Below are 13472 nucleotides of genomic sequence, written 5' to 3'. Positions count from 1 at the left end.
GCCGGCCGGGCGTGTGTACCGGCCTGTGGGGCGGGGGGGGTCCGGGGGGGGATCAGATCCCCCCCCCGGGGGGGGGGGCGCCCGCCGGGGGGCCCCGGGGGGGGGGGGGGGGGGGGGGGGGGGGGGGCCCCCCCGGGGGGGCGGGCCCCCCCCCCCCCTCCCCTCCCTCCCCTCCTCCCCCTCCCCGTCCCGCTACCCCCCGCTCCCCTCCCCCGCGCCCTCCGCCGCCCGCACAGCGTCCCGGTAGGCGCGGGCCGCCGCGCGCAGGGCCGCTTCCGGATCGACGCCCTCCGCCTCGGCCCGCACCGCCAGGGCGAGCAGTTCGTAGCCGATGCCCTCGCCCCGGGGCAGGGGGACGTCCAGCCCGGCGGTACGCACCCGGGAGGCCAGCTTGGCGGCGAGGGCCAGGCCGGGCTGGCCGAGGGGGATCCCCTCGGTGACCGAGGTGCGCCGCTTCTCCTCGGCCTTGGTGCGCAGCCAGTGCTCCTTGACCTCCTCGGGGGTGGTCGCGGTGGCGTCGCCGAAGACATGGGGGTGGCGGTGTATGAGTTTGGCGACGATGCCCCCGGCCACGTCGTCCAGGGAGAAGGGCGCCTCAGGGTGCTCCTCGGCTATCCGGGAGTGGAAGACGACCTGGAGGAGGACGTCGCCCAGCTCCTCGCGGAGTTCGACGCGGTCGCCCTCCTCGATGGCCTCGACGAGTTCGTACGCCTCCTCGATGCCGTACTTGGCGAGGCCCTGGTGGGTCTGGAGGGAGGACCACGGGCACTCGGCGCGGATCCTGTCCATGACCTGGACGAGGTCGAGGACCCGGGCGCCCGGCAGGTCGTAGGAGCCGGGGAGCAGTTCCAGCGCGGGCATGCGGACCCGGCCGCTGCCGGCCAGGCGAGCGAGGCCGTCGGTCAGCGCGGGTTCGCCCTCGCCCGTGGCGACGACCGCGACCGTCCGCCCGCCCGCGCAGGCGTCGACGAGTTCCTCGGCGGCCGGGGACGCCTCTTCTACGGCCAGGCCGGCCTCCCGCAGGTACGGCAGCTGCGGGTGGGCGCCGTCCGCGCACAGCACCCGGTCGGCCGCGTGCAGGGCCTGCCAGGCGGGCCAGGACAGCAGGCCGGGGGCGACCCGGTGGCTGGTGGTGAGCAGGACGATGCGGCCGGGGTCGGCGGCGTCGGGGCTGGTCGGCGGGGCACTGTTGGGGTTCACGCTTCGAAACTAACGCACTGCGCCGACGCCCCCGTGAAGTTATCCACAGGGCCGTCGGCGCGGTCGTACTGTCGCACTGCGTCGCACTCGGTCGGGGGGATCCGGCGCGGGCCGACCATCCGGCCATCCGCCCCTCTGCCCCTACACCCCTGCGGCTGCGCGCCCGTCCCGGTCCTGTTCGGCCCGCACCCGTTCCGTTGGGTCCGTTGCCGTGCCGTTGGGTCCGCTGCCGTTCGGCCAGGACCGGTTCCCCTCGGCCCGCTGCCGTCCCGTCCGACCCGTCCATTCCCGTCCGGTCCCGGGCCCGGAGTCGCCCAGCCCCGTCCCGCTTCCCGCTTCCCGCCTCCCGTCTCAGGCGGTCTGCGGGGCGCCCTCGGCGGTGACGTCGCGGAGCCACGGGGTGGTGGCGTCGACGCGGCTGCTCTTCTCCGGGTCCCAGCTGCCGTAGCGCGGGTTGAGGTCGACGTCGAGTTTCTTGCCCGCCTCGGAGAGGGCCTGCCAGAACTCTGGCCTGCTGGTGTCGGTGCCGAGGCTCTCGGCCAGCTTCTGGGCCTTGATCTGGAGGCGGAGGTTGGTGTCGAGACGCTGGGGCGGGATGCCGTACTGCTGGAGCCAGGCCGCTTCCAGCGCCTCGGCGCCGCCCGCCTGCTCCTGGAGGTCGGACCGCAGCTGCTGGACCTCGCGGTCGCTGACGGTCACCCCGGCGTCCTCGGCGGCGCGCTCCAGCACCCGGTCCAGGACCATGCCGTTCAGGGTGTCCCGGGTCAGGCTGCCGGTGCGGGCGACGGCCTGCTCGTACTGCGCCTCGTCGGGCACGGCGGCGCGCTGGGCCTCGCGGATCTGGTCGACCCGCTCCTCCAGCTGCGCGACGGTGATCCGCTGGCCGCCGACGACGGCCGCCGCCCCCGGGTGCGCGTCGTTCCCGCACGCGGTGAGCAGGGGTGCCGCCGTGACGAGCGCGGCGGTGAGCAGGAGCGCGGAGCGACGGCGGCGGTGCAAGGAAACCTCCTGAGGAGCTTGTGCGGCGGTGCACAAAGTCTTGCGATGATCGATGGTAGGCATCGGCCAAGCTCTGGCCAACCCATTCGACCAACGATTCACCGGCACTTCCGGCACCGCCGCGCGCCCGGGAGTCCGGTCCGCCGGGCTGAGGCCGCTATCCGCGCACTTGTCCCAGCCACTCCAGCGTCCGCCGGACCTCGACGGCCGTCGGATGGCCCGGACCCTGGAGGCGTTCGACGTCGTGGAGCAGCCGCATCAGGGTGCTGTGGGCGGCGGCACGGTCGCCGAGGGCGAGCAGGAGGTGGCCGATGCGGCGGCGGACGTCGTGGGCGAGCTCGGGGTCCCCCGAGACGTACTGGTTCTCGAAGTAGCCCAGCAGTGACCGGTATTCGGCGAGGGCGGCGGCCGGCTCGCCGAGCTGTTCCAGGCACTGGGCGGCCTCGTAGCGGTAGCGCAGCGACTGCGGGTCGGCCTGGCCCGCCTCGGCGGCGCGTTCCTCGGCGAGGCGGCGCAGCTCGGGCAGGGCGCGCCGGTACTGGCCGTCGTCCAGCAGGGTGGCCGCGTACTGCTTGCGCAGGGTGCGGACGACCGGGGACTGCTCGCCGTGCTGCTCGGCGGCGACCGGCAGGATGCCGCCGAGGATGTCGACGGCCTGGGTGATCCGGCCCTCGCCGAGGAGCCGCTTGACCTCGTCCACGGCGACGGCGATGTCCGCCTTCTCCGCGTCGGGTGCCGGGGGCGTGGCGGGGGCGGGCTGCGGCGCGGGGGTGCGCGCGCGGTCGGGCCAGGGGGCGTGCGGGCGCAGGAAGGGCCGGGTGGGGTCGAGCGGCGCCCCGGTGGGGGTCCCGCGGGAGGGCAGCAGCAGGGCCAGGTGTTCGTAGACCTCTTGGGCGGAGTCCGGGCGGTGCTGGGGGTCCTTGGACAGCAGGCGCAGCACCAGCGCTTCCAGGGCCTCGGGCACCTCCGGACGGAGCCTGCGGACGGGGACCGGGGGCTCGTAGAGGTGCCGGTGCAGCACGCCGAGGGCGGTGGAGCCGGCGAAGGGCACGTCGCCGCTGAGCAGTTCGTGCATGAGGACGCCGAGCGCGTAGAGGTCCGTGTAGGGGCCGACCGCGCCGCCCATGGCCTGTTCCGGGGCCATGTAGGCGGGCGAGCCGATGGGTGACCCGGTGTGGGTGAGGCGGGTCGTGTCGCTGTCCATGACGGAGGCGACGCCGAGGTCCAGCACGGTGACCGTGCCGTCCTGCTTGATCATGACGTTGCGCGGCTTGAGGTCGCGGTGCACGATCGGCACGGCGTGCACGGCGCTGAGCACGGCGCACAGTTGCGCGGCCACGGCCACCGTCCACTGCCACGGGTAGGGGGCGTTCTCGGCGAGGTGGTCGCCGAGGTCGGCGCCGTCGACGTACTGCATGACGAGGAACAGTTCCTCGCCCTCGCTGCCCGCGTCGTGCACCGTGACCAGGCCCGGGTGGTCGACCTGGGCGGTCACCCGGCACTCGCGCACGAAGCGGCGGCGCAGCTCGTCGGCCTCCTGGCCGGCCACCTTGTCCGGGCGCAGCAGCTTCACCGCCACCCGCCGGTCCAGCCGTTTGTCGTAGGCCGTCCAGACCTGTCCCATGCCGCCCTGTCCGATCAGCGTGGACAGTTCGTAGCGGCCGGCGACGACTCGTCCCGCCGTCACGCTCACCTTCCGTTGCCGTGGGGCCCGCCGGGGCCGTGGTGGCCCTCGGGGCCGTCGTGTCTGCGCAGGTAGTCGCTGAGTTCGTCGAGTTCGGCGCGTACCTGGTCGATGCGTTGTGGCGCGGGGGGCGGTGTCGTCGGCGGCACGGGGCCGGCCGGTCCCGGGTGCGGGGTCTGCTGCGGGGGGACGGGCGGGGCCTGCTGCGGGGGGACGGGGTGCTGCGGGGGCACGGGGTGCTGCGGCACGGGGGGAGTGGAGACGGCCGTGGTCGCGTACGGCGAGGGCGGCGTGGGCTGCGGGTACCCGTACGGGGCCGTCCCGTGGCCCAGCGGGCCCGGGTAGGGGTGCGGCCGGCCGTGGTGGCGGATGTCGACGACGAGGTAGTAGGCGGCGGCACCGATGCCCAGCAGCAGCATCAGGGCCACGGCCATGTCGGTGCGGACGTCCGACTCCGGGAGCGAGCCGACCACCATCAGGAGGGCGATGGACAGCGGGATGCTGACCCATGCGACGGCCCAGTCCAGGGTGCGGCCCCGCAGCAGCGCCACCCGGAACAGCGGTACGCAGGACAGCAGGCCGCACGAGAGGAATCCGGCGAGGGCGATCAGCACGCGCAGGGTGATCACCGTTGCCGCGCTGCGAGGGGGCTGCGGCGCGCCGTGGCCGTACATGACTGCTCCTGAACCGGTGTGGCCGACGAGGACTGTAGTGCGAGCGTCGAAGCTCGGTCGAGCCCTGAGCGTATAGGCCGTGGGGGACAACTGGTCCCGCGTTGTACCGAACCGTTGTCGACCCGATCACTTCCGTCGTCCTCCCGAACGTGCCCCCGGGGGGCGTCCGCGGGGCCGGCCCGGGTGCCGGGCACCGGGACCGCCCAGGCGCCCGGGGGCGTCCCGGGGTCGCCCGGACGGGCGGAGTCCGGGGCGCGCCACGCCCGTTCGGGGTCGGCGCCGGTCCGTACCGTGCCCGGCGTGCCCGGCCGGGCACGGTGCCGGGCCGGTCACGTGCGGGGCCGGGCGCGGCCAGCCCGGGCGGACGGACCGGCCGCGCCCCGTCGTGTCCGACCGCGTTCCCCGCCTTCCGTCGCGGTCAGTCGCGGTCAGTCGTGTTCCGTGCGTTCCGTCGCGGTCAGCCGCGTTCCCGTGCGTTCCGTCGCGGTCAGTCGGGGGCGACGGTGCCGCTGGTCAGACCGTCGTACATTCCCCGGACGAGTTCGTCACCGAGCCGGGCGGCCCGCCGCAGTGCCCGTTCGAACTCGTCCAGGGCGCGGAACCGGGCACCGTAGCGCCGCTGTTCGTCCAGGGGGAGCCGGGGCAGTCGCAGGCGGCGCACGTCGAGCCGGGTGGCGGTGGACGCGTAGCTGCTGGCCCGGCGGTGGTTGGCCGTGCCGCGCAGGAACCCGGCGACGAACCAGGCGTCGAGCGCCGACGGGTCGGGACGCAGGAGGACCAGGTTGCGGCCGAGGACGGCACCGGCGGTCGGACCCTCGACGACCCGGGTGACCGCGCCGCCCCCGAGGACGGGGAGGACGATGTCACCCGGTTCGGTGAGCACGGGCTCCTCGTCGCTCTCGGGCAGCGTCCCCGAGGGGCCGGTTCCGGCGAGGACGTCGTGGTCGGTCAGCACCGGCACGCGGGCGGGCCCGCCGGTGCCGCCGGTATGCATCAGCAGCGCCCCGGCACGCGCCAGTTCGCCGACGGTGGTGAGAGGGCGCCGGTCGAGGGGGGTGGCCGGGGCGGTGTCGGCCGGGACGCCGGTGTCGCGGGTGTGCGGGGGCCGGGGACGTACCGGCGTGGCGGGTGGCGGGGTGAGGCCGGCGGCCAGCCGCAGGGTCTCGCCGAGGCGGTCCCGTACGGCGTCGAGGCACTCCGCGTCGTCCGCCGAGGCCGGGGGCGGCAGATGACGGGCCGGAGCGAGGTCGACGTCGTCGTCGAGCAGGTCGAGGACCGGCACCGAGCGTGCGACGCCGGGCCGTTGGTCGAGGTGCCCGGTGCGGTCGAAGTCCCGCCAGGCGTCCAGCACCGTCTCCCGTACACCCTGCCAGTCCGGCCCGCCGCGCCCCTCACCGGCGAAGCGTCCCGCGTCGGCGAGCAGGATCTCCGGGTGGGCCGGCACCGGTCCGGGGCGGCGCAGCACCCACAGGTGCAGCGGGATGCTGTGCGGCGGCGCCGCGCCGACCGGCAGGGCGATCACGGCCCGCAGCGCGCCCCGGCGCAGCAGGTCGGCGCGGATCCGGCGGCCGGAGCGACGGGAGGCGACGGCGGGCGGCATCAGCAGGACGGCGGTGCCGCCGTCCGCGAGCCGCGCGAGCGCGTGCTGCACCCAGGCCAGCTCGGACTCGGTGCGGGCCGGCAGGCCGTACTCCCAGCGCGGGTCGTAGGCGAGTTCGTCGTGCCCCCAGTTCCGCTCGTTGAACGGCGGGTGGCACAGGACGGCGTCGGCGTGCACGGCCGGGTGGGCGTCGGCGCGGAGGGTGTCGCCCGCGCGGGCGTGCACGGCGCCCCGGGTGTGCAGGGCGAGGCGCAGCGCGGTGAGGGCGGCGAGTTCGGCCGAGGTGTCCTGGGCGTACAGCTCCTGGTCGGGGCGGGGGGTGACGGCGCGCAGCAGGGCGCCCGTGCCGCAGGCGGGGTCCAGGACGGTGCGCGGGGGGCCGGCCGATTCGGCGAGGGCGGCCATGAGGTCGGCGAGACCGCCGGGGGTGAGGGTGTACTGGCGCGGGTTGGCGTCCAGGTGCCGTCCGAGGAGGAACTCGAAGGTCTGCCGGGCGCCGAGCTCGGCGGCCAGCTCGGCGACGCCCCGGAGCAGCGGCACGGAGGGCAGCAGACGAGGCGCGGTGGGGCGGGTGAGAGCCGGCACGGAGCCCGCGGCGGCACGGAGGTCGACTACGTGGCCCGGCCGGGCGTCGAGCACCTCCTTCAGTTTATCCGGCAGCAGCGCCGCGAGGCGTTCGTCGGGGCCGTCGCTCGCGTCCAGCCACTGGGTGGGCCGGTCGTGGATCAGCAGCAGGGCGCACCCCGCGTGGAGCAGCGCGGTGACGGGGCCCTGCGGATGACCCGAGAGCTGCTGCCAGACCCGCTCCCGCAGGGGGACCTCGGCGAGTTTGCCGTGCCGGCGGAGCCATCCCTCCACCTCGGCGAGCGCGAAGGCCGGGCTGGTCTCGGTGCCGCCGACGGGCTTCGGGAAGTCGGCATGGCGGCGGCGCCAGTTGCTGACGGCGGCCCGGCCGACCCCGGCCAGCCGGGCGATGTCGGCGGCGGTCACCTCGCCCGCGCCCTCCCGTTCGGACTGCCGGCCGTCGTGCGGTAGGCCTCCTCCGTCGTGCGGTCCGCCCCGGCTCCCGGGCGGACGCCCGGTCCGCCCGGCGTCGTCCGCGGGCCGGCCCTGCTCTTCCGGACCGCTCCGCCCACTCGGCTCGCGTGTGCTCCGCCCGCCCTGTGCGTCCCGCACCCGTCGGCTCCCCTCGCCCGTGTGACCCGGGGAGCATACCTGTGTACGGCCTTGACCCCACGTGTCGACCGTGAAGGGCACCATCCACGAATCCCGTGTTGACTCGGTTCACAGGCTCTGGTCTGATTGACGCGACGCAACGGCCCGATGCGCCGTCACGTCGCCGCGCCTGCGCGCCGCACCGTCACCGACACCACGTCGAAGGCACCAGCACCACCACCGCCACCGACGCCACGTGACCGTCACGGACGCCGGTCGTCGCGTCATCGCGTCATCGCGTCATCGCTTCATCGCGTCCTTTCACCTGCCGAACCAAGGGATCCTCCATGCGCCGCACCGCCCTCGCCGCCGTCTGCCTCGCCGCCGCCGTCACCGCCGGTCTCACCGGATGCGGCACCCAGGACAAGGAGCCGGACCGGGCGAAGGAACCCTTCGCCGGGCTCACCGGCGGCCAGATCGCCGAGCGCGCCCTGGAGGCCACCACCGGTGCCGAGTCGCTGCGCATGAAGGGCGACATACGGGACGACGAGACCGGCGGCACCCTCCGCATCGACATGGCCCTGAACAAGAAGGGCGAATGCGCCGGCACCATGGGCATGGGCGACGAGGGCACGGCCGAGTTGATCAAGACCGGCGACAGCATCTACATGAAGTACGACGAAGCGTTCCTGCGCGCCCAGAGCGAGGGCGAGCCGAAGGGCGAGGTGGACGCGACCGTGGCCATGCTGGCCGGCAAGTGGACCAAGATGTCGCTCAAGGGGGCGGACGCGGACGACGTCGCCGCCTTCTGCGACCTCGGTGTGGTCCTCGGCGACGCCGAGGACGGCTCCTCCGAGGCCGAGCGCGGGAAGACCACGACCATCGACGGCAAGCGGGCGATCACGCTGACCGAGCAGGACGGCAAGGACGCCTACACCTTCTACGTGGCCACCGAGGGCAAGCCCTACCTGCTCCGGCTCGACAACACCTCCCCCGAGGACCCCGGGTCCATCACCTTCAGCCGGTTCGACGAGCCGGTCCCGGCCCGCAAGCCGTCCGGCCAGGTACTGGATCTCGACGCACTGGGCTGAGCGGGCCGGCCTACGTGCCCAGCGGCCGGCGTGCTCATCGGCCGGCGTGCTCAGCGGCGCCGCCGGCCGTCCCGTTGAGCCGCCGGCCGCCCTGTTCAGCCGCCGCCGGCCGTCCCGTTAAGCCGGCCGTCCCGTTCAACCACCGCACTGCCGCAGCATCATGTCCTTGTCGGCCTTCGTCACCGGCATCTCGTACTTGACGGCGACCTGGGCGAAGCGGACCGCGTACGCGCACCGGACGCCCTTGCTGGGTGGCAGCCAGGACGCCGGGCCGGAGTCCGACTTCTGGGAGTTGGCGCGGCCCTCGACCGGGAGGAGGTTGAGGGCGTCGTTGGCGAGCTGCCGGCGCTTGCTCTCCGCCCAGCGCGAGGCGCCCATCTGCCAGCTGTAGGAGAGCGGCACGACGTGGTCTATCTGGACCTCGGCGGCCTTCTCCTTCTTCCAGGCGATGTCCTTGCCCGTGTACGGGTCGTAGAGGTCCATCGAGACCACCACGCAGTCCGAGCCACTGCGGAATTCGACGTTGCGCCCGTGGAGCTTGAGCAGGTCGTTGCGGGTGTCGCAGCCGTTCCTGGCGAACGGGACGCCGTCGGCCGTGTCCATCCAGGCGTAGCCGAACTCGTCGCGGTCGTAGCCGGTCTTCGGTCCGCGGCCCTTGGTGGCCACCTTCTCGATGAGGGCGACGGCCCGGTCACGGTCCGCCTCTTCCTTCACCGGGGCGAGTCCCGGCTCGGTCCCGTCAGGGTTGTCCAGCGGGCTGACGGCCCGGCCGTCGCCCGCGGCGCCGGCCTCCGGTCCCGATGCGGGGGTGCCGGCGCTGTCGAGCGCCTCGCAGCCCGTGAGGAGGACGACAGCCGCGCACACCGCCGCCCCGGCCCACCGGGTCGCCGCCACCCCTCCCCTGCTCCGACGCCTCACGTACCACGTCACAGTGGCCCCTCCCCTGGTGCTGTCGTGCCCGGCCCATGCGAGCCGGTGGTGCCGGGATCACCGTAGCGAGTCGGAGGTCCAGACCACATCTGGGCGAAAATGCGCATTCCGCACATGTGGCGCGTATGGTCGTAGATGAGTCACCCCGGAAGGAGCTCCTGGATGGGCATCTTCGACAAGTTCAAGAGCAACAAGTCGGCGCAGGAGAAGGCCAAGCAGGCCTCCGACACCGCGGAACAGAAGATCAACGAGAGGACCGGCGGCAAACACGCCAAGCACGTCGACACCGCTCAGCAACAGGCCGAGCGCCGTCTCGGCATGGAGGGCGACCGTACCGACGAGCCGTAGGTCTCCCGCAGCCCTCGGACCGGGACCCACCAGGTGTCGGACGTGACCCGAAGCCGCGCGACCCGAAGCCGCGACCCGAAAGAGCCGCGACCCGAACAGGAAGCCGCCCACGGCCTGCTGCCGTGGGCGGCTTCCTGCGTGTCGCCGTCGCCGTCGCCCCCGCCGCGGGCGGCTCCGTGCAGGTCGGGCCCAGGACCTGATACGGCCGGTCCGGCTCCCGCCGTCCGGTCCCGGCCCTCCCCTCAGGACCCCAGCACCGACGTGAGGAACTCGCCGACCCAGCCCAGCAACTCCCGGCCGACCAACGGCTTCCCGCCCACCCGGGCCGTCTTCGGGCGGGGCACCAGCACCTGGTGCGCGGCCGGCTTGATGACCGTGCCCGGGTAGAGCCGCTTGAGGCGCAGCTCCTGCGACTCCCGCAACTCCACCGGCGCGAAGCGGATGTTGTTGCCCTGCAGCACGACCTCGCCGACCCCGCACGCCCGGGCCAGCATCCGCAGCCCCGCCACCAGCAGCAGGTTCTCCACCGGCTCCGGCAACTTGCCGTACCGGTCGACGAGTTCCTCCCGTACGGCCTTGATGTCCTCCTCGGAGTTGGCGGAGGCGATCGCGCGGTACGCCTGGAGGCGCAGCCGCTCGCCGGGCGCGTAGTCGTGCGGGACGTGCGCGTCGACGGGCAGCTCGATCTTGACCTCGAGCGGCGGCTCCTCCTCGATCTCGCCGGTCTCCAGCTGCCGCCGGTAGTCCGCGACCGCCTCGCCGACCATCCGCACGTACAGGTCGAAGCCGACGCCCGCGATGTGGCCGGACTGCTCGCCGCCGAGCAGGTTGCCGGCGCCGCGGATCTCCAGGTCTTTCATCGCCACGTACATGCCCGCGCCCATCTCGGTGTGCTGGGCGATGGTGGCGAGGCGTTCGTGCGCGGTCTCCGTCAGCGGCTTCTCCGGCGGGTACAGGAAGTACGCGTACCCGCGTTCCCGGCCCCGGCCGACCCGGCCGCGCAGCTGGTGCAGCTGGCTGAGGCCGAAGTTGTCGCCGCGCTCCACGATCAGGGTGTTGGCGTTGGAGATGTCGATGCCGGACTCGACGATCGTCGTCGACACCAGCACGTCGAACTTCTTCTCCCAGAAGTCGACGACGACCTGCTCCAGGGCCGCCTCCGACATCTGGCCGTGCGCGGTGGCGATGCGCGCCTCGGGCACGATCTCACGCAGCCGGGCCGCCGCCCGGTCGATGGACTCGACCCGGTTGTGGATGTAGAAGACCTGACCCTCGCGCAGCAGTTCGCGGCGGATGGCCGCGCCGATCTGCTTCTGCTCGTAGGGCCCGACGAAGGTGAGCACCGGGTGGCGCTCCTCCGGTGGGGTGGTGATCGTCGACATCTCGCGGATGCCGGTCACCGCCATCTCCAGGGTGCGGGGGATGGGGGTGGCGGACATCGTCAGCACGTCGACGTTGGCGCGCAGCTTCTTCAGCTGCTCCTTGTGCTCGACCCCGAAGCGCTGCTCCTCGTCGACGATGACCAGGCCCAGGTCCTTGAACTTCGTCTCCGAGGAGAACAGCCGGTGGGTGCCGATGACGACGTCCACCGAACCGTCCCGCAGCCCCTCCAGGACCGCCTTGGCCTCCGTGTCGCTCTGGAAGCGGGAGAGGGCCTTCACGACGACCGGGAACTGCGCGTACCGCTCGCTGAAGGTGCCGAAGTGCTGCTGCACCAGCAGCGTGGTGGGCACCAGGACGGCGACCTGCTTGCCGTCCTGGACCGCCTTGAAGGCGGCCCGCACCGCGATCTCGGTCTTGCCGTAGCCGACGTCGCCGCAGATCAGGCGGTCCATGGGGACCGTCTTCTCCATGTCCTCCTTGACCTCGGCGATGGTGGTCAGCTGGTCGGGCGTCTCCGCGTAGGGGAAGGCGTCCTCCAGTTCCCGCTGCCAGGGGGTGTCCGGGCCGAACGGGTGCCCGGGGGCGGCCATGCGCGCGCTGTACAGCTTGATCAGGTCGGCGGCGATCTCCTTGACGGCCTTCTTGGCGCGCGCCTTGGTCTTGGTCCAGTCGGCGCCGCCGAGCCGGTGCAGGGTGGGCGCCTCGCCGCCGACGTACTTGGTGATCTGTTCCAGCTGGTCGGTGGGGATGTACAGGCGGTCGCCGGGCTGGCCCCGCTTGGCGGGCGCGTACTCCACGACCAGGTACTCGCGGGTGGCGCCCTGCACGGTGCGCTGCACCATCTCGATGTAGCGGCCCACGCCGTGCTGCTCGTGCACGATGTAGTCGCCCGCCTCCAGGGTGAGCGGGTCGATGGTCTTGCGGCGCCGCGCCGGCATCCGCGCGCCCTCCCGGCCGGACGCCTTCTGCCCGGTCAGGTCGGTCTCGGTGAGCACCGCCAGCTTGAGCGCCGGGTCGACGAAGCCGTGGTCGATGCAGCCGCAGGAGACGTGCACGACGGACGGGGCGATCTCGCCGAGGTCGGCCTCCAGGCGGGCCGCGATGCCCTCCCCGCCCAGCACCTCCACGGTGCGGGACGCCGGGCCGTGCCCCTCGGTGAGGTACACCGTGCGCCAGCCGTCGGCCAGCCAGCCCTTGGTGTCGGCGAGCGCCCGCGCGGTGTCGCCCCGGTAGCTCTCGGGGGCGTGCATGCCGAGCTTCAGGGTGGTCTCGTCGACTTCCTCGTCGGCGGCGAACGGCGACACCGACCACCACATCACGCCCAGCTCGCGCGCCCGCTCACGAACGTCCGCGAGCGGCCACAGGGAGGCGGCGCCGACGTCGATGGGTGCCTCGCCCCCGCCCGCCGTGGCGGCCCAGGACGCCTGCAGGAACTCCTGGGACGTGGCCACCAGGTCCGACGCGCGCGTGCGCACCCGCTCCGGGTCGCACACGACCGCCATCGCGCCCTCGGGCAGCACGTCCAGCAGCAGCTCCATGTCGTCGACGAGGACGGGAGCCAGGGACTCCATGCCCTCCACGGCGATGCCCTCGGCGATCCTGCCGAGCAGGTCCCCCAGCTCGGGGTGCTCCTCGGCGAGTGCCCGGGCGCGCTCGCGCACCTCGTCGGTGAGCAGCAGCTCGCGGCAGGGCGGGGCCCACAGGCCGTGCTCGGCGATCTCCAGGGACCGCTGGTCGGCGACCTTGAAGTAGCGGATCTCCTCGACGTCGTCGCCCCAGAACTCGACCCGCAGGGGGTGCTCCTCGGTGGGCGGGAAGACGTCCAGGATGCCGCCGCGCACGGCGAACTCCCCGCGCTTCTCCACCAGCTCCACGCGCGCGTACGCGGCGGCGGCGAGTGCCTGGACGACCTGCTCCAGGTCGGCGCTCTGCCCGGTGCTCAGCGCCACCGGCTCCAGGTCCCCGAGCCCCTTGACCTGCGGCTGGAGCACGGAACGCACCGGCGCCACGACGACGGAGACGGGACCGGTCTCCGGGTCGTCGGCGCGGGGGTGGGCGAGGCGGCGCAGCACGGCCAGGCGGCGGCCGACGGTGTCGCTGCGCGGGCTGAGCCGCTCGTGCGGCAGCGTCTCCCAGGACGGGTACTCCACGACCCCCTCGGGCGGCAGCAGCGACCGCAGGGCCGCGGCCAGGTCCTCGGCCTCCCGCCCGGTCGCCGTGACCGCCAGGACCGGGCGGCCGGCGTCGCGGGCCAGGGCGGCGACCGCGAAGGGGCGGGCAGCGGGGGGCCCGACCAGGTCGACGTGCATGCGGTTGCCGTCGGTGGCCGCCGCGATCGCTTCCGCGAGGGCGGCGTCCTTGACGACGGCGTCGAGCAGACCGTGCAGGCTCATGCGGGGCGGGATCCC

At 73.9% G+C, this 13472-nt stretch carries 9 protein-coding genes; 2 read left to right on the top strand and 7 right to left on the bottom strand.

All coding sequences use genetic code 11. The features are described 5' to 3' along the window. Positions 1 to 192: 192 nt before the first annotated feature. The 5 genes from AB0F01_RS27055 to AB0F01_RS27035 form a co-directional block, all read right to left on the bottom strand. Positions 193 to 1200, bottom strand: a complete 1008-nt coding sequence (locus AB0F01_RS27055; protein WP_362100901.1) for a nucleoside triphosphate pyrophosphohydrolase — start codon at positions 1198 to 1200, stop codon at positions 193 to 195. 351 nt (positions 1201 to 1551) lie between these two features. Beyond that, complete coding sequence (locus AB0F01_RS27050; protein ID WP_362100898.1) at positions 1552 to 2199, bottom strand: SurA N-terminal domain-containing protein; 648 nt, start codon at positions 2197 to 2199, stop codon at positions 1552 to 1554. A 157-nt stretch (positions 2200 to 2356) separates the two neighbouring features. Further along, positions 2357 to 3850, bottom strand: coding sequence for a protein kinase (locus AB0F01_RS27045; protein ID WP_362100916.1), 1494 nt, complete (start codon positions 3848 to 3850; stop codon positions 2357 to 2359). A 38-nt stretch (positions 3851 to 3888) separates the two neighbouring features. Next, the gene (locus tag AB0F01_RS27040) at positions 3889 to 4557 is read right to left on the bottom strand and encodes a hypothetical protein (RefSeq protein ID WP_362100895.1); all 669 of its coding nucleotides are present in this window, start codon (positions 4555 to 4557) and stop codon (positions 3889 to 3891) included. 487 nt (positions 4558 to 5044) lie between these two features. Then, positions 5045 to 7147: an N-6 DNA methylase gene (locus AB0F01_RS27035; RefSeq protein WP_362100893.1), complete on the bottom strand. Its 2103-nt coding sequence runs from the start codon at positions 7145 to 7147 to the stop codon at positions 5045 to 5047. A 512-nt stretch (positions 7148 to 7659) separates the two neighbouring features. Between AB0F01_RS27035 and AB0F01_RS27030 the strand changes: the two genes are divergently transcribed. Then, entirely contained in the window at positions 7660 to 8403 is a 744-nt protein-coding gene (locus tag AB0F01_RS27030; RefSeq protein ID WP_362100890.1) for a hypothetical protein, read from the top strand. A gap of 135 nt (positions 8404 to 8538) precedes the next feature. On the opposite strand, the gene AB0F01_RS27025 is transcribed toward AB0F01_RS27030, so the two are convergent. Further along, complete coding sequence (locus AB0F01_RS27025; RefSeq protein ID WP_362100887.1) at positions 8539 to 9297, bottom strand: HNH endonuclease family protein; 759 nt, start codon at positions 9295 to 9297, stop codon at positions 8539 to 8541. A gap of 198 nt (positions 9298 to 9495) precedes the next feature. Between AB0F01_RS27025 and AB0F01_RS27020 the strand changes: the two genes are divergently transcribed. After that, positions 9496 to 9681: an antitoxin gene (locus tag AB0F01_RS27020; RefSeq protein ID WP_362100885.1), complete on the top strand. Its 186-nt coding sequence runs from the start codon at positions 9496 to 9498 to the stop codon at positions 9679 to 9681. A 242-nt stretch (positions 9682 to 9923) separates the two neighbouring features. Here AB0F01_RS27020 and mfd read toward each other — a convergent pair whose 3' ends face one another. After that, a complete protein-coding gene (mfd, locus tag AB0F01_RS27015) occupies positions 9924 to 13457 on the bottom strand; it encodes a transcription-repair coupling factor (RefSeq protein WP_362100882.1) in 3534 nt (1177 codons plus the stop codon). Positions 13458 to 13472 lie beyond the last annotated feature (15 nt).

It is taken from the genome of Streptomyces sp. NPDC029526 (genome assembly GCF_040637405.1).
Lineage (GTDB): Bacteria > Actinomycetota > Actinomycetes > Streptomycetales > Streptomycetaceae > Streptomyces.
Note: the sequence above shows the minus strand (reverse complement) of the source record. Positions and strands in the feature narration are given on the sequence as shown.

Excerpts from the sequence above, each read along its gene's own strand:
- AB0F01_RS27040 (WP_362100895.1), bottom strand. The coding sequence starts at position 4,557 with ATGTACGGCCACGGCGCGCCGCAGCCCCCTCGCAGCGCGGCAACGGTG.
- AB0F01_RS27030 (WP_362100890.1), top strand. The coding sequence starts at position 7,660 with ATGCGCCGCACCGCCCTCGCCGCCGTCTGCCTCGCCGCCGCCGTCACC.
- AB0F01_RS27020 (WP_362100885.1), top strand. The coding sequence starts at position 9,496 with ATGGGCATCTTCGACAAGTTCAAGAGCAACAAGTCGGCGCAGGAGAAG.
- mfd (WP_362100882.1), bottom strand. The coding sequence starts at position 13,457 with ATGAGCCTGCACGGTCTGCTCGACGCCGTCGTCAAGGACGCCGCCCTC.